The sequence below is a fragment of the Bordetella tumulicola genome (genome assembly GCF_965138755.1).
In the GTDB taxonomy this organism is placed as follows: Bacteria; Pseudomonadota; Gammaproteobacteria; order Burkholderiales; family Burkholderiaceae_B; genus Bordetella_A; species Bordetella_A tumulicola.
This window is the reverse complement of the sequence record NZ_CBCSFP010000005.1, coordinates 159,536-181,309: the sequence shown is the minus strand read 5'-3', so window position 1 is coordinate 181,309 and position 21,774 is coordinate 159,536. Positions and strand designations below refer to the sequence as shown.

Annotated in this window: 18 protein-coding genes and 2 pseudogenes; 7 read left to right on the top strand and 13 right to left on the bottom strand. The window is 57.9% G+C overall.

Going from position 1 to position 21,774, the window contains the following annotated elements:
- The first annotated feature begins 173 nt into the window (after nucleotides 1–173).
- The 3 genes from ACNAZS_RS15020 to ACNAZS_RS15010 all read left to right on the top strand — a co-directional run bounded on the left by ACNAZS_RS15020 (nucleotide 174) and on the right by ACNAZS_RS15010 (nucleotide 3,565).
- Nucleotides 174–2,012, top strand: a complete 1,839-nt coding sequence (locus ACNAZS_RS15020; RefSeq protein ID WP_415790654.1) for a gamma-glutamyltransferase family protein — start codon at nucleotides 174–176, stop codon at nucleotides 2,010–2,012.
- Nucleotides 2,013–2,099: 87 nt separating this feature from the next.
- Nucleotides 2,100–3,071 carry a Bug family tripartite tricarboxylate transporter substrate binding protein gene (locus ACNAZS_RS15015; protein WP_415790652.1) on the top strand — a complete coding sequence of 324 codons (972 nt, stop codon included), beginning with the start codon at nucleotides 2,100–2,102 and terminating at the stop codon, nucleotides 3,069–3,071.
- Nucleotides 3,068–3,565, top strand: a complete 498-nt coding sequence (locus tag ACNAZS_RS15010) for a GAF domain-containing protein (protein WP_415790650.1) — start codon at nucleotides 3,068–3,070, stop codon at nucleotides 3,563–3,565. The genes ACNAZS_RS15015 and ACNAZS_RS15010 overlap by 4 nt, the downstream gene beginning before the upstream one ends.
- Nucleotides 3,566–3,640: 75 nt before the next feature.
- On the opposite strand, the gene ACNAZS_RS15005 is transcribed toward ACNAZS_RS15010, so the two are convergent.
- The 8 genes from ACNAZS_RS15005 to ACNAZS_RS14970 form a co-directional block, all read right to left on the bottom strand.
- Nucleotides 3,641–4,351: an SDR family NAD(P)-dependent oxidoreductase gene (locus ACNAZS_RS15005; protein ID WP_415790648.1), complete on the bottom strand. Its 711-nt coding sequence runs from the start codon at nucleotides 4,349–4,351 to the stop codon at nucleotides 3,641–3,643.
- 2 nt (nucleotides 4,352–4,353) lie between these two features.
- Nucleotides 4,354–5,388: a histone deacetylase family protein gene (locus ACNAZS_RS15000; protein ID WP_415790646.1), complete on the bottom strand. Its 1,035-nt coding sequence runs from the start codon at nucleotides 5,386–5,388 to the stop codon at nucleotides 4,354–4,356.
- 35 nt (nucleotides 5,389–5,423) lie between these two features.
- Complete coding sequence (locus ACNAZS_RS14995) at nucleotides 5,424–7,067, bottom strand: dipeptide ABC transporter ATP-binding protein (RefSeq protein WP_415790644.1); 1,644 nt, start codon at nucleotides 7,065–7,067, stop codon at nucleotides 5,424–5,426.
- Nucleotides 7,030–7,866, bottom strand: a complete 837-nt coding sequence (locus tag ACNAZS_RS14990) for an ABC transporter permease (RefSeq protein WP_415790642.1) — start codon at nucleotides 7,864–7,866, stop codon at nucleotides 7,030–7,032. The genes ACNAZS_RS14995 and ACNAZS_RS14990 overlap by 38 nt, the downstream gene beginning before the upstream one ends.
- Complete coding sequence (locus ACNAZS_RS14985) at nucleotides 7,863–8,840, bottom strand: ABC transporter permease (RefSeq protein WP_415790640.1); 978 nt, start codon at nucleotides 8,838–8,840, stop codon at nucleotides 7,863–7,865. The genes ACNAZS_RS14990 and ACNAZS_RS14985 overlap by 4 nt, the downstream gene beginning before the upstream one ends.
- Nucleotides 8,841–8,850: 10 nt before the next feature.
- The gene (locus tag ACNAZS_RS14980; RefSeq protein WP_415790638.1) at nucleotides 8,851–10,446 is read right to left on the bottom strand and encodes an ABC transporter substrate-binding protein; all 1,596 of its coding nucleotides are present in this window, start codon (nucleotides 10,444–10,446) and stop codon (nucleotides 8,851–8,853) included.
- A 50-nt stretch (nucleotides 10,447–10,496) separates the two neighbouring features.
- Nucleotides 10,497–11,792 carry an aspartate aminotransferase family protein gene (locus tag ACNAZS_RS14975; RefSeq protein WP_415790636.1) on the bottom strand — a complete coding sequence of 432 codons (1,296 nt, stop codon included), beginning with the start codon at nucleotides 11,790–11,792 and terminating at the stop codon, nucleotides 10,497–10,499.
- A 65-nt stretch (nucleotides 11,793–11,857) separates the two neighbouring features.
- The gene (locus ACNAZS_RS14970; RefSeq protein ID WP_415790634.1) at nucleotides 11,858–12,919 is read right to left on the bottom strand and encodes a phosphotransferase; all 1,062 of its coding nucleotides are present in this window, start codon (nucleotides 12,917–12,919) and stop codon (nucleotides 11,858–11,860) included.
- 299 nt (nucleotides 12,920–13,218) lie between these two features.
- Here ACNAZS_RS14970 and ACNAZS_RS14965 point away from each other — a divergent pair, with 299 nt between their 5' ends.
- Together ACNAZS_RS14965 and ACNAZS_RS14960 are read left to right on the top strand one after the other, a co-directional pair.
- Nucleotides 13,219–13,902: a GntR family transcriptional regulator gene (locus tag ACNAZS_RS14965; protein ID WP_415790632.1), complete on the top strand. Its 684-nt coding sequence runs from the start codon at nucleotides 13,219–13,221 to the stop codon at nucleotides 13,900–13,902.
- Nucleotides 13,903–13,998: 96 nt separating this feature from the next.
- The gene (locus ACNAZS_RS14960) at nucleotides 13,999–14,907 is read left to right on the top strand and encodes a D-hexose-6-phosphate mutarotase (protein ID WP_415790630.1); all 909 of its coding nucleotides are present in this window, start codon (nucleotides 13,999–14,001) and stop codon (nucleotides 14,905–14,907) included.
- A 10-nt stretch (nucleotides 14,908–14,917) separates the two neighbouring features.
- Here ACNAZS_RS14960 and ACNAZS_RS14955 read toward each other — a convergent pair whose 3' ends face one another.
- The 3 genes from ACNAZS_RS14955 to ACNAZS_RS14945 form a co-directional block, all read right to left on the bottom strand.
- Entirely contained in the window at nucleotides 14,918–16,192 is a 1,275-nt protein-coding gene (locus ACNAZS_RS14955; RefSeq protein ID WP_415790926.1) for a lytic murein transglycosylase, read from the bottom strand.
- Between the two features lie 94 nt (nucleotides 16,193–16,286).
- A complete protein-coding gene (locus ACNAZS_RS14950) occupies nucleotides 16,287–17,270 on the bottom strand; it encodes a Bug family tripartite tricarboxylate transporter substrate binding protein (protein ID WP_415790628.1) in 984 nt (327 codons plus the stop codon).
- A gap of 63 nt (nucleotides 17,271–17,333) precedes the next feature.
- Nucleotides 17,334–18,536, bottom strand: coding sequence for a pyridoxal phosphate-dependent aminotransferase (locus ACNAZS_RS14945; protein WP_415790626.1), 1,203 nt, complete (start codon nucleotides 18,534–18,536; stop codon nucleotides 17,334–17,336).
- Between the two features lie 172 nt (nucleotides 18,537–18,708).
- Here ACNAZS_RS14945 and ACNAZS_RS14940 point away from each other — a divergent pair, with 172 nt between their 5' ends.
- Nucleotides 18,709–19,653, top strand: a complete 945-nt coding sequence (locus tag ACNAZS_RS14940; protein WP_415790624.1) for a LysR family transcriptional regulator — start codon at nucleotides 18,709–18,711, stop codon at nucleotides 19,651–19,653.
- A 33-nt stretch (nucleotides 19,654–19,686) separates the two neighbouring features.
- Here ACNAZS_RS14940 and ACNAZS_RS14935 read toward each other — a convergent pair.
- Together ACNAZS_RS14935 and ACNAZS_RS14930 are read right to left on the bottom strand one after the other, a co-directional pair.
- Nucleotides 19,687–20,331: pseudogene (locus ACNAZS_RS14935) on the bottom strand (ferritin-like domain-containing protein); the annotation flags it as partial.
- 1 nt (nucleotide 20,332) lies between these two features.
- Nucleotides 20,333–20,466 (bottom strand): annotated as a pseudogene (locus tag ACNAZS_RS14930) (DUF455 domain-containing protein); the annotation flags it as partial.
- Between the two features lie 111 nt (nucleotides 20,467–20,577).
- Here ACNAZS_RS14930 and ACNAZS_RS14925 point away from each other — a divergent pair.
- On the top strand, nucleotides 20,578–21,711 hold the full coding sequence (locus tag ACNAZS_RS14925; RefSeq protein WP_415790622.1) for a GNAT family N-acetyltransferase: 1,134 nt from the start codon (nucleotides 20,578–20,580) through the stop codon (nucleotides 21,709–21,711).
- The last annotated feature ends 63 nt before the right edge of the window (nucleotides 21,712–21,774 follow it).

Genomic DNA, 21,774 nt, shown 5'->3' with positions numbered 1-21,774 from the left:
AACCAGTAACCAGTAACCAGTAACCAGTAACCAGTAATCAGTAATCAGTAATCAGTAATCCAACATTTTACATAACCAATTGGTTATGCATCTATCATAAATCCGCAGATTATCGTTATTCATAGCTTTTATACTGAAGATCACTCCTTAGCGCCCTCTTCTGGTATTCGTCTATGTCCACCCCCAGCTTTACGACTCGCCCGGAAATTCGCGGCACGTTTGGCGTTGCATCGTCTACGCATTGGCTCGCCACACAGGTCGCGATGAGCGTGCTGGAGCGAGGGGGCAATGCCTTTGATGCGGCCGTTGCGGGCGGCTTTACGCTGCAAATCGTCGAACCGCATTTGAACGGCCCAGGCGGCGAGGTCCCCATTCTGTTTTGGAACGAGAATGACCCCCGCGTGCAATCGATATGCGGTCAGGGCACGGCCCCGCAGTTGGCCACGCCGGCGTATTTTCGGAAGTTGGGTGTCGACCTGGTCCCGGGCGTCGGATTGTTGCCCGCGACCGTACCCGGTGCTTTTGGGGCCTGGCTGACCCTGCTGCGCGATCATGGCACGTGGGAGTTGGCGGACGTGCTGCAGCCGGCGATTGAGTATGCCCGCAACGGTTTCCCGTTGGTGCCGCGCATTGTGCAGGCGATTTATGCGGTGCAGGATCTGTTTCGCCAGGAATGGCATAGCTCGGCCCAGGTCTGGCTGCCCGATGGCAAAGTGCCGCACCCCGAGCATCTGATGCGCACACCTGTCATCGCGGATACGTACACCCGCATCGTCACGGAGGCCAACAACAAGGGCAGTGATCGTCGCGCCCGTATCGATGCCGCGCTGGAAATCTGGTATCGCGGTTTTGTTGCCGAGGCCATTGATGCCGCCTACCGTACGCCCATGCGCGACTGCACGGGCGAGCGCAATGCCGGTCTGCTGCGTCGCGAGGATATGGCGGACTGGCAGGCCACGTATGAGACGCCCGCGACGGTGGACTTTGGCAATTACACGGTGGCGAAATGCGGCGTGTGGTCGCAGGGGCCAGTATTCCTGCAGCAACTCGCCATGGCACGGCACCTGCAATTAGAGGGCCTGGCAGCGGACTCGCCCACGTTCGCGCACAAGATTGCCGAGGCGGCAAAACTGGCGTTTGCGGATCGCTTGGCTTGGTACGGGGACCCTCGCGTGACCGATGTTCCCTTGGCGGACCTGCTATCGGATGATTACGCGCGTGCACGGGCCGCGCTGATTAATGACCAGGCCTCGCGCGAGCTTCGTCCGGGGTCGCCGGCAGGGCGCACTGCCCTTTTGCCGGATCTGGATGCCGCGCGGCGCGCGCTAGCACAGGCCGATACGCGCTTTGGGGTTGGGGAGCCGACCTTCGCGCAACTGCCGCCCGTCGAGCAGTGGCTGGAACGCGAGCTATTCGTGGGTGATACCTGCCATATCGATGTCATCGACAAGGACGGCAATATGGTGGCGGCGACGCCGTCAGGCGGATGGTTGTCCTCCAGCCCCGCGGTGCCGGGGTTGGGATTCTCGATCACGACGCGCCTGCAGATGACGTGGCTGGACGACGATCTGCCCGGGCAGTTGCGCCCGGGTGCACGGCCATGCACCACGCTATCGCCGGGCATGGCCCTGCGTGACGGTCAACCTTATATGGCATTTGGGACGCCAGGCGGCGATCAGCAGGATCAATGGACGGTCTCGTTTTTCTTGCGTCATGCCTTATGTGGGATGAATCTGCAGGAAGCCATCGACGCCCCTTCTTGGCACATTGATCATTTTCCCGGTTCGTTCTGGCCGCGCACGACGACGCTGAATCGCATCACCATAGAGTCACGCATGCCCGAGAGCACGCTGGAGGCCCTGCGCAGCGCAGGTCATGACGTCAAAGTCGGTCCGCCCTGGTCCGAAGGTCGCATCAGTGTCTGCACTCGAGAGCCGGCGGGCAATGGCGTGCGACTGTTGCGCGCGGGCGCCAATCCGCGGGGGATGCAGAGTTACGCGGCGGGACGCTAGATCATCAGACGATTAACGACGGATCCCGCCCAAGCGGGACCACCATTCTGTATCGCGACGCCTGTCGCACATAACAAGGGGTTTCCTATGAAATTTTCTTTTCGCAGCGCATTACGCGCTCTTGTCTTGGCAGCCGGCATCGTGCCCGCTGTCGTGATGGCCGCGTGGCCCGAGAAGCCGATCACGCTGATCGTGCCGTGGGCCGCAGGCGGCTCGACCGATATTCTGGCGCGCATGCTGTCAGAACATATGACAAAAACGTATGGTCAGTCGGTGATCGTGGAAAACCGCTCGGGCGCCTCCGGCAACATCGGCTCGGCCTTGGTGGCCCGCGCTAAACCCGACGGCTACACGCTGCTGATCGGCTCGATGAGCACACACACCATGAACGACGCGCTGTACGACAACATGCCGTTCGATGGCGTCAAAAGCTTTACTCCTATCGCGGAACTGGCCCTGGTGACCAACACCATGGTGGTGAACCCGGCATTGCCAGTTAACAGCGTCGAAGAGTTCATTGCCTACGCCAAAGAGCGTCCGGAAGAAATCGCTTATGCATCGGCAGGCACGGGGTCGACCAACCACCTGAGCGCGGCCATGCTCGAGAAGGCTACGGGGATCAAGATGATCCACGTCCCCTATCGCGGCGGCGCGCCTGCCGTGCTGGACACGGTGGCCAATCGCACGCAAGTGCTGTTCAGTGCCGGCACGCAAACCCTGCCGCATGTGCAAACCGACAAGCTGAAGTTATTGGCCGTGACTGAGACGTCGCGTTCGCCCTTGCTGTCGGAAATCCCGATCGTCGGCGAAACCGTACCCGGCTATTCGATGGAAGTCTGGTACGGGGCGTTTGGCCCTGCGGGGATGGATCCTGCGCTGGTCGCGAACCTGAATGCGGAGATCAACCGTATTCTCGCGCTGCCTGACGTCAAGAAGCGAATGGGCGACATGGGCGTGCTGGTCATGCAGACGACGCCTGAGGAGTTTGCCAAGACGCTGGAGGCCGATGCCAAAAAATACAGCGCCATCGTGCGCGATCTGGGAATCAAAGCGGAATGACGGAACTTGATGCACGCATTGCAGGAGCCGTCAGCAACAATGTAGACGTCGCCAATGCCCTTGCCGGCCTCGACCGCCTTGCGGTCTTTGCGGCCATCGATACCTGGGCTCGCCCCGTACTGCAACAGGCGTTGTGCACCGTCAACCGTTTTGATGCCGAAAATATGGCGGTGATCCGACTGTATAGTTCAGACCCCGTGTCGTATCCTCCCGGCGGTTCAAAACAGAAACGGGGCATGCCCTGGGGCGAACACGTGCTGGTGCAGCGGCGCATCTACGTGGGCGAAGGCGCTGACGCGATTCGTACCTCATTTGACGACCATACCGCGATTTTGGGATTGGGCCTGCAATCCGTTATCAATGTGCCCGTGGTCGTGGGCGATGTGTGCCTGGGCACTGTCAACTTTCTGATGCGTGAACCCCGTATCCAGGATGCCCACGTCAATTTTGCACGTTTGGCCGCGTATATGGCCGCGCCGGGGTTTCTGGCTTGAACGTATGCCGCGGCAGTGTTGATGGTTGTGCCGCCCGCAGAGTACTGAGCAGGCCTAATCTCATTAAAGGCCCAGTCAGTACTCTGCCTCTACTTTCCAACTGACGGGAATCTCGGCAACGCTAGCGGACGCAGGCAGCTCTAATGCCATCCGCACGATTGTTGCGATCTCTTTGGGCTGAGTCAGTTGGGCTTTGATGCCCTCCTCCACCCCATCTGCCATATCTGTCGCAACAAAACCTGGGCAGACAGCGGTACAGCGTATGCCGTCGACATCGCCGGCATGACGTAGGCTATGCGCAAGCATCAGCGCCGCTGCCTTGCTCATGGAATACAACCCTCCTTCCGCCGCGCGCACGCGTTTGCCCGCTAGCGAGGCCACCACAATGACCTTGCCATTCTGCACCGCTTTCAGGTGAGGCCATGCGCATTGCGTCAAGCGCATCGGCGATTTGACATTGACTTCGAAAATTTCATCGAATTCCTGCGAGGTCGCGTCAATGACGGACTGACGGCTAAGAATGCCCGCGTTGTGCACCATCGCATCAATCTGACCGAAATGCGCACTGGCGGCTTGCACCCAGGCGGACTCCGTCGCAGGATCAAACGCATCGAAACGGGCCCAGTGATACCGATCGCTGGATTGGCCGGCAAGAGCCTCGATAGGCCCGCGCGTTCCGGCGCTGACGCGCCACCCATGCTCGAGGAGTTCTCGCGCGATCGCCAACCCTATTCCTCGGCTAGCACCACTGACGAGCGCCACTCGGGAAGACGTAGAGGTTTTCATGTTCAGCGCCCCAAGAAGCCTTCGAGTAACGCGCACACATTGCTGCGCAACGTATCTACCTTGTATCCGCCTTCTTGGACAAACAACGTGGGCAACTTAAGTTGAGCAATGCGATCCCCCAACACACGATAGTCTGCCGTGTCGATGCATATATTGCCAAAGGGATCATGGCGAAAGGTGTCGTAGCCTGTCGCGATAACCAGCGCGTTCGGCGCAAAATCCTGAATGCGTTGCAGGGCTTTGTCGAAATCCTTGAGGTACACGCTCAACTCGGTGCCGGGTTCCAGAGGGAGGTTCAGGTTAAAGCCCTCTCCTGCTCCCGTCCCCAACTCGTCGGCATAACCGGAAAGGAATGGGAACAACACCTCGGGTTTACCGTGTAGCGATATCGTCAGTACATCATCACGATCATAGAAAATCTGCTGCGACCCGTTTCCATGGTGCACGTCAATATCGAGAACGGCGACGCGACCCAGTTGCCTGCTTAAGCGTTGCACCGCAATCGCCGTATTGGCGATAAGACATCCTCCCAACCCCATATCGCGCATGGCGTGGTGACCTGCCGGGCGCAACAGAGCGTACGCGCTTTCAGCACCCTCGATGAGGGCCTGCGCAGCCTCGATGGCCGTATCCACACTCCCCGCCATATTGGACCAGGCGTCCTTGACGATGGGAGTGCCCCCGTCTCCCAGATAATGGCCTGCCATCACGACCGGCGTGCGTGTCCTGAGGTCAGGAAAATAGCGATTAACCGCGATATAAGGGCGAATCTCGAACGAAGCATCCGGTGCTTGTGACCATGCTTCCCACGCCGTCTCCAAGTATTGAAGATAGTCGGGGGCATGGACTTCAAGCATTTCTGACGGCCGTTGGGCAGCCCGCTGGACGTTGATGCAATCCAACTTCAGGTCATCCCGCAGGGCAGCAAGAATTTCGATACTGCGCTCAGCGCGATCATGATGGGGCTTGAGCACGCCGCGAATCATGGCATTGCCTGTCCAGACTGCATCGTGCGTAGGGGAGATGTACGCTTTCATAGCACAACCCTTTGTGTTTGGTAGGTAAAATCGATTTACTTCCAGTGGCGCCCGGGCACCGCGTCGATCAACTGACGCGTGTAGGCATGCGCTGGATCTTGCAAAATCCTGGCGGCAGGCCCTTGCTCAACGATCTGACCGTGTTTCAGCACGATGATGCGCTCGCACAACTGCGCGGCTACACGCAAATCGTGAGTAATAAAAAGCATGGATAGCTGAAGCTCTCGCCTGAGATCCTTGAGCATCTCCAGCACTTGATCTTGCACGGACACATCCAACGCGGATACCGGCTCGTCGGCCACGATGAACTCGGGTCGGACGGCGATCGCACGAGCGAAGCCTAAGCGCTGACGTTGCCCACCAGAAAACTCATGAGGATACCGATCCAGTGCAGAAGCATCCAACTGCACCAAACGCATCAGTTCACGTGCACGCGCCATCGCGGCGTCCTGCGTCATCCCGCTAAGCCGCATACCTCCAGTAAGAATTCTGGCCACGGTATGACGAGGATTAAGCGAGCCGTAGGGATCCTGAAAAATCATCTGCACGGATCGACGTGTGCCGGCGTCGTCGAAGGCGCCGGGCGCCAGGATATTCTTGGACTTCAACATGACCTTGCCGGCATCGGCATCAACCAGGCCGGCAAGAATACGGCCAATGGTAGATTTACCCGATCCGGACTCTCCGACCAATCCGACGATTTCTCCGCGACGAACGTCAAAGCTTACGTCCTGCACGGCAGGAAATGTCTGAGCCGATCCAAACAACTTGGCCTTGCGCACGTATGTCTTTTTCAGGCTGCTTACCGAAATCAAAGGCGTCGTCTGTTCAACCCCCGAAGACAGCGGCGGTGTAAAAGACGGTACAGCGGCCAACAAGCCTTTGGTGTATTCAGCCTGGGGCTGTTGCAGTACCTGCTCGGCCGAGCCGCATTCAACGACACGGCCTCCTTTCATGACCACAATACGATTCGCGATCTCGGACACCACGCCGAAGTCATGCGTAATGAACAGGACGGCCAAGCCTTTACGCTGCTGAATGTCTCGGACTAGTGCCAAAATCTGAGCTTGTGTGGTGACATCCAATGCCGTCGTAGGCTCGTCAGCGATGAGGACTTCCGGCTCTAGCGCCAACGCCATCGCGATCATCACACGTTGACGCTGGCCACCCGACAGTTGGTACGGATACGAATCGGCAATACGCTGATGATCCGGCAAACCCACCGATACCAACAGATCGCCAACCCGCTCATTGATCGAGCGAGACGCGTCCACACCGTGAGCACGCAATACCTCGTCGATCTGTTGTCCACAACGCATCAATGGGTTAAGGGCACTCAGCGGCTCCTGAAAGACCATGGCAATACGCTTGCCACGAATCTTACGCAGTCCAGCCAAAGGCAAATTGACCAGATCCTGATCATCGAACAGAATTTTTCCGTTCGCGACATTCAGACCGCGCGGCAACAAACCCAGCACGGCATGTGCCAACGTGGACTTACCCGAGCCGGATTCACCGACCACGCAGACGATCTCGTTGCGATTCAACGTCAGGCTGACATCATCCACGGCGAGCGCACGATCGCCTCCCGTCGGCAAGGCGACAGACAGGTTCTTGATATCCAGTAATGCCGTCATGACCTCAGCCTTTTCGATGCAAACGCGGGTTGAGCGCATCATTCAACCCCTCGCCTAACAGGTTGACCGCCAGCACCGTCACAAAAATAGCGAGCCCTGGAAATAGACACATCCACCAAGCCAGACGCAGGAACGTGCGGGAGTTCCCCACCATATATCCCCACGTCATGAGATTGGGATCACCCAGACTCAGAAAACTAATGGCGCTCTCAAGCAAGATGGCATTGGCGATCATCAAGGACGCCATGACAATCAGTGGAGAGATGCAGTTCGGCAAAATTTCCTGAAAGACTATGTGCCACCGAGAAAACCCTTGCACCCGTGCAGCCTCGACGAATTCGCTGGACTTGACCCGCATGAATTCAGCGCGAACCAGACGCGCAATCGGCGGCCAACTGACCAGCGCCACGGCCGTAATCACTGAGCCAAAAGAAGGTTGGAAAATGGCGACCAACACGATGGCGAAAAAGAAACTGGGGATCGTCTGAAAAATTTCTGTGAAACGCATCAACAGGCCGTCGCAGCGTCCGCCCAAGAATCCTGCGGGCACGCCAACCACCAGGCCGATAATCACGGCAACCAGCGTCGCCACGATGCCTACCTCCAGCGAGGCACGCGCTCCGTGGACAATACCCGCAGCGATATCACGGCCTAACGAGTCCGAGCCAAGCCACGCCTGACTGTCTTGAAATGGCTTGAGAAATGGCGCGACGGTGGGGTCCCAAGGGTTTCCCGGATAGACCCAATTTGCCGTGATAGCCATCACGACGATGATAACGAGAATACCCAGGCCCCATAGGGCTCCGGCGTTCTTGACGAATCGTTTCGTAAATTGATTCATACCTGACTCTGCATACGAGGATCCACAAGGCGATACACCAAGTCGGTCAACAAATTAAAGACAACCACGACAACCGAAGTGCAAAAGAACACGCCCAACAGAACCTGATAATCGCGTTGGAGCAATGCATCGAAGGCCAGTCGGCCAATGCCCGGCCAAGCGAAGACGGTCTCGACCAGCACCGACCCGCCGATTAATTGACCGGCCTGCATACCTGCCAGCGTAATCACCGGTAGCACCGCGTTACGCAACTGATGGACCCAGACCACACGGCCCGCACCCAACCCCTTTGCCCAGGCAGTTTTTACAAAGTCAGCTCCCTGAACCTCGTTCATGGAAGCGCGCGTCATCCGTGCATACACCGCCAGATTGAATCCTGCCAAGGTCACCACAGGCAACAAGGCATGCACGGCAATGTCCTTGATACGCGCCAGACCGGTCAGATCGGATCCCATCTTCTCGTAGCCAAACGGCGGCAGCCACCCCAATGTGACGGAGAACAACAACACCAGCAGCAGTCCTACCCAGAAGATGGGTGTTGCATAGAATGCCATCGAGCCTGCCGTAATGAGGGAATCCCACACCGAGTTTCGATGGCGGCTCGCCAACGCTCCCAGCAGGATTCCTCCCAATAGGGAGATGACGAAAGCAGGAATAGCCAGAACCAACGTGGCGGGCAACCGATCTGCAATCAAATCCCAAACCGGTTGTTGCTGGCGATAGCTATACCCCAGGTCTAGCTGAGCAATCGACTTCAGATAACTAGCCAATTGCACCCACACAGGCTGGTCTAGTTTGAACTCTTTGCGCAATTGTTCGACGAATTTTTGATCCGAAACGCCCGCCTCACCGGCCAATACACTGACCGGATCCCCAGGCGTCATCCGCACCAACGCAAAGTTGATGATGGCAACTGCGATCAGCACCGTGATCGACTTGCCCAGCACGGAGAAAAAAGATCGCAGTAGCCTCATCACACTATCCTCATTTTTCGATATAGGTCGTGGCAAAGCTTTCCGCGACACCAATTGCCGAGGTCGTCACGTTTTTGACCTTTTTATTGGTAATCGTCGGGAAAGCCAGTTCGACCAACCAAGCCGTCGGGGCGTCGTTGGCGACCTGGGTATAGGCTTGCGAGTACAACTGCTTGCGCTTGGCGGGATCGTTCTCGAGTTCGGCTGCACGTAGTGTCGCGTCAACATCCTTGTTGACGTAGCCCGACACGTTGGTACCATAGCCGCCTTGGTGAATATTGGTGGACAAATAAGTACGGTCCACGCCCAAGGCAGGATCGGAGTACTGATATAGGTACTCCACCACCGAGTCGAACTCCCAGTTCGAGAAGCGACGTGCCCAACTTCCCGCATCGGTGTTCTCTAGTACGACATCAACGCCTACCTTGGACAAGGCATTCTTCACGTATTCGGACACCTTGGTCCAAGTATCGCCGTACGGCAGACCCAACAACTTGATACTGGCACGTTTGCCGTTGGCATCGGGCTTCAAACCCATTTCATCCAACAGCGCGATCGCTTTTTTGGGATCGTAGTCATACTTGGGCAGGTTGGGATCATAGAATCGCGTGACCGAAGAGACCGGCCCCGTCGCTGGACGGGCTGCGCCAAAGAAGATACGTTCCGCGATGAACTTACGATCGATCGCATATTGAATAGCTTGGCGGAACCGCACATCATCCAGCGGCTTGACACGATGGTTCAGTTCGATCGCGGCATGCGGACCTGCAAACTCATAGCCCTTGGTCGTGACCTCGAGCTCGGGATTCGCTCTGACCTGTGGCAGGAAGGCAAAATCAATGTCGCCAAAGCTGGCGACCTGCACCGAACCATTCTCCAATGCCACCAATCGCGAATTGGCATCGGGAATCACCTGAAAGTAGATCTTGTCCAGATAAGGAAGATTGGGACGCCAGTATTTGTCATTGCGCTCCAGCAAGACATAGCGACCGCGTTGCCATTCCTTGAACTTGAAGGGCCCCGTACCAATGGGCGTCTGGTTGGCCGGGTTAGTGCGAAAGTCCGTTCCACGATAGAGGTGGGCAGGCACCATCGGCGCCGACGACATCTCGAACGCGTTGATGAACGGCGCGTAGGGTTCCTTGAGCTTGATGACAATCGTGCTCGGACTGGTGGCTTCGATACTGCTGACGTGGCTTAGGTTGTTGCGCGCGCGGGCGTGTACTTCGGGCAAGTACTCCTTGAGCGAAAACAGGACGTCGTCCGCCGTGAAGGGCTTGCCGTCATGCCAGGTCACGCCTTCTTGCAGCTCAAAGGTATAGGTCAGACCATCAGGAGAAACCGACCAGGATTTGGCCAGACTGGGTTGAGGATTCAGATCAAAATCATAGGTCAACAGACCTTCGTAGATTTTCCCGCCCACAATCTGTGTAGGCGTTTGCTGGTTAATACCCACCATCAGAACGGGCGGCTCTGGATTCAATATCACATTCAGCGTGCCGCCGCGCACTTGCGCCTGAACAGGGCTGGCAGCCAGAGCCATCAGACTGGCGCTCGCCAGCAGGACATTGAGTAAGGATTGTCTGAACAACAGGGAGATACGCATGGCTATTCCTTGCGAAAAATCGATTAGAAAACAGGACTGACGTCCGGTATTCACAAAACGGAAGTCAAGACAGCCTGGCACTGCCGGGCCAAGGCGGACAGGAGGAGGTCCACATGCTCCACCTGAAAAGTCAGAGGGGGTCGAATCTTCAGCGCATTCCCCTGGCGGCCAGACACACCAATCAATACGCCTTCCTGGCGCAGCCCATTCGAAATGGCCTGAGCAAGTCGCGCATGGCGAGAGGCATTTCCGTCGGGATCACGAATATCCACTCCCCAATACAACCCCTGCCCTCGCACGGTGCCAATGCAAGGAGCGGTTTGAGCCAAATGCGACAAGCCCTGCGCCATCACTTGGCCAACGCGTGCAACCTGTGCGGGTGCATCCATCCGCTCGAGTTCATTCAAAACGGCCAGGCCCACCGCCGCGGAAACGGTATTACCACCAAACGTGTTGAAGTAACGACAGTTCTTGCCAAAGGCTTCGACTAACGGCGCCTGCAGGACGAGGCCTGCCATGGGATGCCCATTGCCCATCGGCTTGCCTAACGACACCATGTCGGGCACCACGTTGTCGCGCCCGAAGGCCCACCAATGGTGGCCGATGCGGCTAAAGCCACCCTGCACTTCGTCCGCAATGAATATTCCGCCGTGTTGACGCACTTGAGCGGCGGCACGGGACAGCACGTCATCAACACCGATGTAAATGCCATCGCTGGCAAATACCGTATCCACCATCAAAGCCGCGACGGGCGTACCTGCCCGAGCCAGATCGCGCGCGGCCTCATCCACGAGCGCCGCGAATTGCGCAGCCACCTGATCGGGTGTGCCGACCAATTTACAAGGGGCTTCAATGGTGCGCACATGCGCGGCAACGGGCCGCAAAGAGGGAGATACATCGGCCAGGGCCTGCGTTACACCATGGTAGGCGTTACGCGTGACGATGATTCCTCGACGACCGGTGGCTTCGAATGCAATGCGCAGCGCCAGATCGTTGGCCTCGCTCCCCGTGCAAGTGAACATCACGGTATCGAGTGCTGAGGGGAAATGTTCCAGTAAGCGTTCTGCATACTCGACCACGCCTTCGTGCAGATATCGGGTATGCGTATTGAGTACCGATGCCTGACGTGCCAGGGCGTCGACGACAGCAGGATTGGCATGCCCCACCACAGGCACGTTGTTGTAGGCGTCCAGATACCGCTTGCCGGCAGCATCAAACAGCCAGACATCTTCACCGCGTACCGGATGAACAGGCTCGTCGTAAAACAAACGATAGGCCGGACCTAACACCCGACGACGCGCCAGCAAGTCGGAAACATCGGCAGCCGCATTAGGAGTTGAAGACATAGGAAATACCTCGTCGTTCAGAATGTGAAAAATTCAATGCAAAGCGGTGCGCAGGACACATGTCGTTATCGCGATATCTGCGCGGTTTTCCAATCTGCGTACAGATGATTGAACAAGGCCGTCGCGGTGGCATGACTACGCAGGATGTAAGCTCGATTGTCCGGAAAGCGCGCGGCCCGCCATGAGGTAATGACCATGCGCTGCGCCAGGCGTGCAAGGACCAGGTCCAGCACGTGCAGACGTTCTATCGAAGTCAGGGGCAAGACTTCGGTATAACCATCCAGCACACATGCCAGCACCGTCAGCGGATCGGATGAATACGTCATCAAATAAGACGCCGCGATAGCGACCTCGGCAATACGTGGGGCGTACACCATGTCACCAAAGTCAAGGATCCCGACTAAGTCCAAGCCATCGCTATCGATCAGAATATTGCTAGGTGACAGATCGTTATGAATGACTTGTTTGGGCAGCGAATCCAGGACTGGCACCACCTGACGCTCGAACAGCGTCAAAAACTCGGCAATCATCTGCCGTTCGGTATCGCTTTCCACGGCGCCCAAGAGCGGCTGTAAGTCCAGGACCTGGCAGGCATCCCAGAGAAATTTTCGATGTGCGGCGGGGTGATCAAACTGCAACAACTCTCGGTTCAGTGCGGCCGCGGCACGGCCAACCGCCGTCCAGGCGCGCGGATCCGCCTTCAGACCCGTACCGGGAGCCCCTTGCAGATAACCGTAAGCACGCACACGTATTGGTTCGCCGCCGGACAAGGGAATGTATTGAATCCAGTCTCTTGTTGAACCCGTATCCGTTTGGCCGACCTGCGCATCCGACAAGGCTGCCAAGCCTGCCGTATCGACAGTCTGGTGATGAGAGGCCTGCACGGACATGGCGCCCTGCAAATGCTTGAGTACCGCGACCTGCATCTCGGTCTCGGCCAATTGCTCCGCCGAATTGATGAATTTGAGCGTCAGAACCGAGCCGTCAACCCGCGTCACTCGAAAATTGACATCGCGTTCGCCGGTCAGGGGCGCGCAGGCCACACTGCCAGGAAAACAGGCGCGGGCCACCCGCTCGGCGTCCGCCAATAGGATCAGCGGCGGCGAAGTCGTAAACAACGTACCCACATCTTCCGAAACTCGTTTCCCTGCAGCGCCCTGAAATACCACCACACAACCTCGAATTTTGATGTTTGATGCATTATAAATATCCGAGGAAAAACTTCGTATTAGTACATTCCCTTGAATGGCCGTATAGAGCGCTCCCTGCAGTGGACGCATCTGCCTATGAAAACATACAATGGCCAGTACAAAATAGCGGGTTGACCTCTTGGATAATTTGCGCCCAGCGAGCAGCCCTCTCACGGAGACTATCCGTCTTGATGCATCATATTTAGCCTCTATCCACAACAGACCTAATAGAATCAATGACGCCTGAGCCTGAAATCGATGAGTCCCGTTTTTCCACAGTGCAGTACGAAAGCATGGGAGACCGGGTTTATACCCAGATAGCCACCGCCCTAATCGAAGGCAAGCTCAAACCGGGAGACCGGCTTCGCATTCGTGAACTCGCCGCCGAACTTGGCACGAGTGTCACGCCGGTACGTGACGCTATTTTGAGACTGGTGCAGGACGGTGCACTGGTCATGCGCAGTGCTCGTGACATCGGTGTGGCAAAAGTCAGCCTTGCGCAATACCTCGAAATTCGCGATATCCGCCTTGAGCTCGAGGGGATGGCCGCGGCCCGCGCGGCGATCACGGCGACGGACGAGGACGTCGCTCGCATCGAGGCGTTGATTGCCGAGAATGAGCGAGCCCTGGAAGCGGGCGACGTGAACAGCGCGATCGGACTGAACCAGCGCTTTCATTTCGAATACTGCCATATTGCCAATATGCCCGTTCTGTTGGACATCTTGGAGCGCCTCTGGCTTAAGATGGGTCCACTCATCGCCCAATCTTATGTACAAGGCGGCCGCGACATGATCGACGGCCACTACGCGCTACTGCGCGCGATGCGTCAACGTGATGGTCAGGCTGCCCGCATTGCGGTGCAAACAGACATCTTGCATGGAGGTCAAGCCATCTTGGAGCTAAAAAAACAAGAAACGTAAAAGTGCACGCTCAGCACATGCCTCTGCTTTCGTCAACGCAGGCTTGTGAATCACTCGCAACGCCAGTTAGCATGACATTTTTTCCAGGCATGGCTCATGACTCTGCACTCACGCATCGAACCCAGCGCGATCGGCGCGCTCTCAGGCTGGCGCATCAGCACGCCCTACGGCAGCGCCCTCATCGCCCAACAGGGGGCACAATTGCTGAGCTACACCCCGAACGGCGGCCGCCCGCTTGTCTGGCTGTCCGAGCAGGCGGAGTTCAAGCGCGGCGCACCGGTGCGCGGGGGAATCCCCATTTGTTGGCCGTGGTTTGGGGTTTACGAACGCAATCCGGCATCTGTGCGCGATAGCGTACAGGCACAAGGCAAAGCGTCGTCACACGGCTGGGTGCGTCAGGCCGACTGGGCGTTGACGGAACAACGCGTCGAACCCGAATCGGTTGAACTGCTCTTTGCTTTCACGGCCCCGCGCGACTATGCCGCAGGCTGGGCACATCACGCGCAGTTAACGCTGCGGATGCGATTCGGCAAGCGCATCGAACTGAGCCTGGCGGTTCATAATCAGGGGCAGGCCCCACTGACGACGGCCCTGGCGCTGCATACCTATTTGGCCGTGTCTGACAGTCGCCATGTCACCCTCCAGGGACTGGAGGGTCGCCAATATCTGGATACGACGCAAGACTGGACGCCGCATCAGCAGCGCGGCCCCGTCACGCTGAACGGTGAAACCGACAGGATCTACCTGGACACCACGGCCCCCGTCACCCTGCAGGATCCGGGTTGGCAACGCCATATCCGTTTGCAATCGCCCGACTCGCGATCGACGGTCGTGTGGAACCCTGGCCCTACGAAAGCCGCACACTTGAGCGATATGGCCGATGACGAATGGCTGCGCATGGTCTGCATCGAAACCGCGCGCGTACTGGACGATGCGCTTACGGTGGCGCCTGGCGACACTGAGACGGTGTCCTTGTCTATCAGTTGGAACGCGGCAGGCGCCTGACCCTGACGCGTTACTGCTGAGGGGCAGGTCTCGTCGCAGTGACGGGTTGCGCCGAGGTGTTCTGCCGCAGCCACTGCAAGGACTTCATTCCAGCGCGGCCATTTTCCGGGAATCCCGCCTCGCGCTGGATGTCTTGCAGGGCTTTGCGGGTGCGCGAGCCTATGATGCCGTCGGGCTCACCGATGTCGAACCCGCGCGCAATCAACAACGACTGCAATTCTCGTCGCTCGGCGCGCGAGATACCCGGATCATCGGTAGGCCAAGCCTGGACAAAAGGTCCACCACCACGCAAACGATCTGACAAGTGGGCAATCGCCAAGCCATAACTCTCGGCCGCGTTGTACGAGTACAGCGCATCGAAATTACGGGTCACCAAAAAGGCCGGGCCCGAGGCGCCCGCCGGCAACAGCAGCCCGACTTGCGTGTTGCCCGAGGGCAATGGACTGCCATCGGCCCGGGTGACGCCTTTTGCCGCCCAGGCCGACATGGCTTGCTTGTTGCGACGTCCTGCACCCTCGGTATTCATGCCATCAGGCAGGCGGACTTCGAAGCCCCAAGGCAGATCGGCTTTCCACCCGGCGCGCTTGAGAAAGTTGGCCGTGGATCCCAATGCGTCGGGCACACTGTCCACGAGATCACGACGCCCGTCACCATCGAAATCCACCGCGAGTCGCATATACGTCGAGGGCATGAACTGGGTTTGACCAAACGCGCCGGCCCAAGAGCCATTCAGCCGTTCGGGACCCAAGTGATCTTGCTGGATGATTTTCAGCGTGGCAAAGAACTCGCCACGAAAGTAGGTTTGTCGCCGTCCCATGCACGAGAGAGTCGACAAGGACGTCAACAAGGGACGGCCGCCGAGATTTTTGCCGAAATTACTTTCTACGCCCCACACCGCGACGACGGTGGCGGGGTCTACGCCAAACTGCGATTGCGCCCGGGTCAGCTCAGATTGCCATTGCTGCATGGCGAGCTTGCCATCGGCGACACGTTCGTTGTCGACCAACGCGGCGAGATAATCCCAGATCGGCGTTTTGAACTCGGGCTGTGCGTCCAGCAAAGGTAGGATGCTCAGGTCGGGCTCGAGCCCCTGGGTGTAGGTATCGAACGTGCTGGCCGATACGCCTTGCTTGATGGCCTGCCCGCGCAGTTGCGACAGGCATTGCGCGAAATCTGCAGAGGAGTCGGCCGTCGCGCCTGGCGCGGGCTCTGCCGCATAGGCAGCGCCCGCCCAGAGCGCGAGGGAAAGTACGGGCAAGGAGTATCGTGGTTTCATGCCCACGATTTTATAGGCAGGTGCGCCACATGCCGAGCGGCAATGTGCGTTCGTGGTATCGCGCTGTAACGAACCGTGCCATCCTGCCCTTACCCAGCCCCGGTCAAGTCGGAGGAATACCTGCGTTTTCCGCAGCACGCTTCCAGCGTGCACGATCCTCTTGCAGGAAGGTAGCGAATTCAGCCGACGTATTCCCCACGAGTTCCACCCCGTCACCGCTCAAACGCTTGGCAATCTCGGGTTTGGCCAGGACTTTGGTTACGGCCTGCTGCACCTTGTCGATGGCTTCCTGGGGCGTGCCCTTGGGCGCACACAAACCCGTCCAGGGGACTAAATCAAAGTTGGGCAGCGATGATGATTCCGATATGGAGGGGATATCCGGGAAAGCGGCCAGACGTTTGGGATTGACCGCCGCCAAGGCGCGCAATTGTCCGCTTTTCACGTACTGATAAGAACTGATGGGTTGGTCAAAAATCATTTTGACTTCACCCGACACCAGATCGGCCAGCGCCTGGCCCGTGCCCTTGTAGGGGATATGCAGAAACTCGACACCCGCCAGATGCTGCACGGCCTCGCCAACCAAATGCCCCGCCGCGCCGACACCAGAGGATGCATAGCTCAATTCACCGGGATGTTTCTTGGCATAGTCGATCAACTCTTGCATGGAATTAACCGGCACGCTGGCATTCACCAACGCGAGATACGGGGTCATTCCAATCAGGGTCACGGGCAAAATGTCCGTTGCCGGCTTGACCCGCAGACTGGGATACAAATACGGCTGGACCGACATGAACCCTGACGTGCAGATCAACAGAGTGTGCCCATCGGGCGTAGCCTTTAGCAACGCATCCGCGGCGATGTTGCCATTGGCGCCGGGCTTGTTCTCGATAACAATCTGCTGGCCCAGTTCTTTACTGAGTTCGGGTGCGATCAAGCGAGCAACCAGGTCATTAGAGCCACCCGGTGAAAAGCCAATCAGAATGTGTAAAGGCTGGCTGGGAAAGTCCGCTGCGAACGCGTTTACCGTCACCATGGACAGTGCTGCCACGAGTCCTTTGATACGCGGCAGTCTACGTTTTGTTTTCATGTAATCCCCTGGCTATCAACTATCAATGCGGTTATTGATCAACCGCGTGTAATCCAATTAACACTACGAAAGCGAAGCACGTGCCCGCGCGACACGGCTGCACCCTTGCAGCAATTGCTCTTCGCTTGCGGCAAAGGACAAACGGAAGTGCGACGGAATCCCGTAAGCACTGCCTTGCAGTACCGCGAGATTTTCCGAATCGAGCAAATGCATCACCCAATCGTCACTACTCTTAATGACGTGCCCATCGGGCGTCTTTAGGCCAAACAGCGCATCGCACGCGGCAAAAATATAGAACGCACCTTCCGGCCGATACGCGTGGATGCCGTCGATGCGATTCAGGGTTTCGACCACGAGATCGCGTCGCGTCTGAAAACTGTGACGGCTGGTCTGAATAAAGTCCTGCGGGCCATTCAAGGCCGCGACCGCCGCCGCCTGCGCCACCGAGTTCGGATTCGAGGTGCTTTGCGACTGCAGCTTGGTCATGGCTTTGCACAACTCGGCCGGTGCTGCCCCATAGCCAATGCGCCAGCCGGTCATGGCATACGATTTGGATACGCCGTTAATGGTCAACGTGCGTTCTTTCAGCTCGGGCACCGCCTGGGCGATCGTGACGAACTCTCGTCCGTCATAAATCAGATGTTCATAGATGTCATCGGTCATCACCCAAACGTGAGGATGGCGCTTGAGCACTTCGCCCAACGCGACCAGTTCTTCGCGGGTATAGGTGGCGCCACTAGGATTGTTGGGCGAGTTCAGCAGCAGCCAGCGGGTGCGTGGGGTGATCGCCTGCTCCAGATCGTCAGGCTGAAGCTTGAAGCCGTGTTCAGGCAAACCCGTCACCATCACAGGCTTGCCGTCGGCCAGCAAGGTGATGTCTGGATACGACACCCAGTAAGGCGCCGGAATGATGACTTCGTCGCCCGGCTCAAGCGTGCACATCAAAGCGTTGAACACGATTTGCTTGGCCCCGGTACCGGCGACGATCTCGTTAACGGCGTAGTCCAGCGCGTTTTCACGCAGGAATTTTTGGCGGATCGCCTCGCGCAACTCAAGTGTGCCACCCACATCGGTGTAGCGGGTCTTGCCCTGCTGCATTGCCTGCCAGGCGGCCTCCTGGATGTGCTGGGGCGTATCGAAGTCAGGTTCACCAGCAGTCAGGCCGACGATGTCACGCCCTTGGGCCCGGAGTTCTCTGGCGCGTGCCCCAGCCATGGAGCTCGGTGAAGGCTTGATACGTTGTAAACGAGAAGAAATAGCAATCATGGCCGAGCCACCGTCCGCTGTCATAAGAATGACTTGGATTATCTGGCACTGGCCGTCACGGATATAGCGAATAATCGGAACACCGGGGTATTCCTTTTTTTCTTGCCACATTCGATAATGGCTTGCGTCAAATTCGCCCCATTCGCCTAAGCCGGCCCTTCGGTTCGCCCCCATGAATCCTACTTTCAAGCAACTCGAAGCGTTTCATTTCAGCCTCAAACTGGGCAGCTTCAACGCCGCGGCGACCCGTCTGTACACCACTCAATCGGCGATTTCCAAGCGCGTCAGCGAGCTTGAAACCATGCTGGGGGGACGTTTGCTGCACCGACGCCCGACCGGCCTGAGCACCACGGGCCTGGGCCAACGTTTAGTGCCTGTCGCCGCCGAGGCGATGCAATTGCGTGCCCGCATTGAGAATCTGGCGAGCACACAGCACGAAATTCGAGGTGTGCTGCGCATTGGTGTCACGGAGCTGATCGCGCTGACCTGGTTTACCGATTTGATCCAGCAACTCCATAACAGCCACCCGGAATTGCGGCTCGAGCCCTTGGTGGAGTCGGGCATTACGCTGTTTCGCAACGTGGAATTGGGACGGCTCGACGTCGCGATGATGGCCGGCACCTATTGGAAAAATGGCTACACCACTGTCCCTGTCGGCAAGACGGAAGACTGCTGGGTGGTAGGCGCCCACGTTCCGATTCCCGACCGTCCATTGCAACCAGCGGAGTTCGCGGCCTATCCCGTGCTGGAACAAGTCGAGGACTCGGCCAAAACACGTTATTACTCCGACTGGCGCGCGGAAAGCGGCTTTGTATTTGGCCCGGTATTTACGACCAACAGTCTGGTGGTACGTCGTGAAATGGTCGCTTGCGGGGTCGGCATCAGTCAGATGCCATTTGATTATGTGAAACAGGATATCGACGACGGCCTGCTGAAAATCGTGCGCAGCGATCCCATGCCACCGACCGCGATCTATAGCGCAGTGTTCCACGAAGACAACCGGACGCCCGTCTTGGATCTGGTGATCAACAAGGCCATCGAGGTCTGCGATTTTTCTAGCCGCCCCACATTTCCCACGGCCGATAGTGCACTGAATCCGACGATTCCTTTAGATTAACGACGACCTGCCAAGGCCGCGATGAGCGCCGGCCTACGAGGGGGGCCGCTGCAATGCTTCCAGTTCCGCCTCGTCAAAACCTGCCTGACGGCGCGCCTCGAGGTTGAATGGCCCGCGCAGTCGTGGGGCGTTGTAGCGCTGCGCCAACTCGGCGTAGCAGGCGACCGGATCCAGGCTGCGCTGGGTGCACAAATGACGGTACCAGTGGTTGCCGATCGCCACATGACCGATCTCGTCGCGCAGGATAATGTCCAGGATGGCTCCACCCGCTTTGTCGCCCGCGCCGATCAGTTTGTCCCGAATCAGGGGCGAGGCATCCAGGCCCCGGGCCTCAAGGGTGCGCGGGACCAGTGCCAGTCGGGCCAGCAAGTCGTCCCGGGTTTTTTCTGCCATTTCCCACAAGCCGTTATGCGCCGGAAAATCACCGTAAGCATGGCCCAGGGTGCCCAGATGCGTATTAAGCAACTCAAAATGGTAGGCCTCTTCGCGCGCCACGCGCAGCCAATCGCGATAAAACGCCTCGGGCATACCGGCATAACGCCACACCGCATCCAGTGCCAGGTTCACCGCATTGAACTCAATATGTGCCAAGGCGTGCAGGAGCACCGCACGCCCCTCCGGCGATTGGACCGAGCGTTGCTTGACTTGCTGAGGTGGCACCAGTTCGGGCGCGTCCGGNCGCCCGGGTATCCGGGCGGGCTCCTGCAGGTTGGCATCCACCGCGATCATCGTATCGTCATCAATGGCTCGCACGGCGGCCAGTTTGTCCGGCCAGGCGCGGGCGGCCAACGCGGCGAGCGCCTGACGGCGCATCTCGATATGGGTTGCGGGGGAAAACGCGGAGTCGGTCATTGAGAAACAATCAGGGTGTAAAACACAACATCGTTGCAGGCAGCCTGCCAGCCAGACTTTATCATTACGCCCATGACCTCCTCTGCGCAGCTTGGCGTTGCACCCTCGTTATCCCAAATCGATCCGTCCGAGTGGAATGCTCTGGCGGGTGATCAACCTTTTGTACGCCACGAATTTCTGTCGGCGCTGCATGAGACCGGCTGTGCCGCCCCGGAGACGGGCTGGACGCCGTATTACCTGGTACTGCGGCGTGCGGGCCAATTGGTCGGCGGCGTGCCGCTGTATCTGAAGGCGCATTCGCGTGGAGAATACGTGTTCGACTACGCATGGGCCGATGCCTTTGAACGGCACGGACTGCGCTATTACCCAAAGCTGTTGACATCGATACCTTTTACACCGGTCAGCGGACCCAGACTGCTGGCCGGCAACGCGGCGGACCGATTGACGTTGGCGCGCGGTTTGATCGAACTGGCGCAAGGCCTGAAAGTCTCGTCACTGCATGTGCTGTTTCCTACCGACGACGATTTAGCCGCCCTGCACGAGGCGGGCTATATGGTGCGCGAAGGCATACAGTTTCACTGGTGCAATGCGGACTATGCCAATCTGGACGTATTCCTGGCGGCCCTGAATCACGACAAGCGCAAGAAGATTCGCCAGGACCGCAAAAAAGTACAGGCTGCCGGTATTCACTATCGCTGGCTGCGCGGTGCGCAGATTGATGCGCAATCGTTGTCGTTCTTTTATCGCTGCTACGAGCAAACCTATTTTGCGCACGGCAATGCGCCTTATCTAAGCGCCGAGTTTTTTGAACGTTTGCATCGAGAATTAAACGATTCCATGGTCCTGATTGTGGCGTTGCGCGGCGCAGAGCCCATAGCCGCCGCGTTAAACATGCTGGGAGGTCAAACCCTGTATGGACGATATTGGGGTGCCCTGGATTTTGTGCCGGGCCTGCATTTCGAGACCTGCTATTTACAATCTATTGACTACTGCATTCAGCACGGGCTAACGCGTTTTGAAGGCGGTGCCCAAGGTGAACACAAAATGGCGCGCGGCCTGCTGCCCACCCCTACATGGTCGGCGCACTGGATTTCCGATGCGCGATTTTCCGCCGCCATTGAGGATTATCTGCAACGAGAGACCCAGGCAATAGATGGCTATCTGGACGAACTGGAAACGCATACGCCGTTTCGCCGCGTGATGTAAATCGCCGTTACGATTGATTGTCTGAACGTTTCTTGACACTACTCAACCGTAACTAACCGAACA

Bases quoted from the DNA above. Each gene is read 5' to 3' on its own strand.
- ACNAZS_RS15020 (WP_415790654.1), top strand. From the start codon at position 174: ATGTCCACCCCCAGCTTTACGACTCGCCCGGAAATTCGCGGCACGTTT.
- ACNAZS_RS15015 (WP_415790652.1), top strand. From the start codon at position 2,100: ATGAAATTTTCTTTTCGCAGCGCATTACGCGCTCTTGTCTTGGCAGCC.
- ACNAZS_RS15010 (WP_415790650.1), top strand. From the start codon at position 3,068: ATGACGGAACTTGATGCACGCATTGCAGGAGCCGTCAGCAACAATGTA.
- ACNAZS_RS15005 (WP_415790648.1), bottom strand. From the start codon at position 4,351: ATGAAAACCTCTACGTCTTCCCGAGTGGCGCTCGTCAGTGGTGCTAGC.
- ACNAZS_RS15000 (WP_415790646.1), bottom strand. From the start codon at position 5,388: ATGAAAGCGTACATCTCCCCTACGCACGATGCAGTCTGGACAGGCAAT.
- ACNAZS_RS14995 (WP_415790644.1), bottom strand. From the start codon at position 7,067: ATGATGCGCTCAACCCGCGTTTGCATCGAAAAGGCTGAGGTCATGACG.
- ACNAZS_RS14990 (WP_415790642.1), bottom strand. From the start codon at position 7,866: ATGAATCAATTTACGAAACGATTCGTCAAGAACGCCGGAGCCCTATGG.
- ACNAZS_RS14985 (WP_415790640.1), bottom strand. From the start codon at position 8,840: ATGAGGCTACTGCGATCTTTTTTCTCCGTGCTGGGCAAGTCGATCACG.
- ACNAZS_RS14980 (WP_415790638.1), bottom strand. From the start codon at position 10,446: ATGCGTATCTCCCTGTTGTTCAGACAATCCTTACTCAATGTCCTGCTG.
- ACNAZS_RS14975 (WP_415790636.1), bottom strand. From the start codon at position 11,792: ATGTCTTCAACTCCTAATGCGGCTGCCGATGTTTCCGACTTGCTGGCG.
- ACNAZS_RS14965 (WP_415790632.1), top strand. From the start codon at position 13,219: ATGACGCCTGAGCCTGAAATCGATGAGTCCCGTTTTTCCACAGTGCAG.
- ACNAZS_RS14960 (WP_415790630.1), top strand. From the start codon at position 13,999: ATGACTCTGCACTCACGCATCGAACCCAGCGCGATCGGCGCGCTCTCA.
- ACNAZS_RS14950 (WP_415790628.1), bottom strand. From the start codon at position 17,270: ATGAAAACAAAACGTAGACTGCCGCGTATCAAAGGACTCGTGGCAGCA.
- ACNAZS_RS14945 (WP_415790626.1), bottom strand. From the start codon at position 18,536: ATGATTGCTATTTCTTCTCGTTTACAACGTATCAAGCCTTCACCGAGC.
- ACNAZS_RS14940 (WP_415790624.1), top strand. From the start codon at position 18,709: ATGAATCCTACTTTCAAGCAACTCGAAGCGTTTCATTTCAGCCTCAAA.
- ACNAZS_RS14925 (WP_415790622.1), top strand. From the start codon at position 20,578: ATGACCTCCTCTGCGCAGCTTGGCGTTGCACCCTCGTTATCCCAAATC.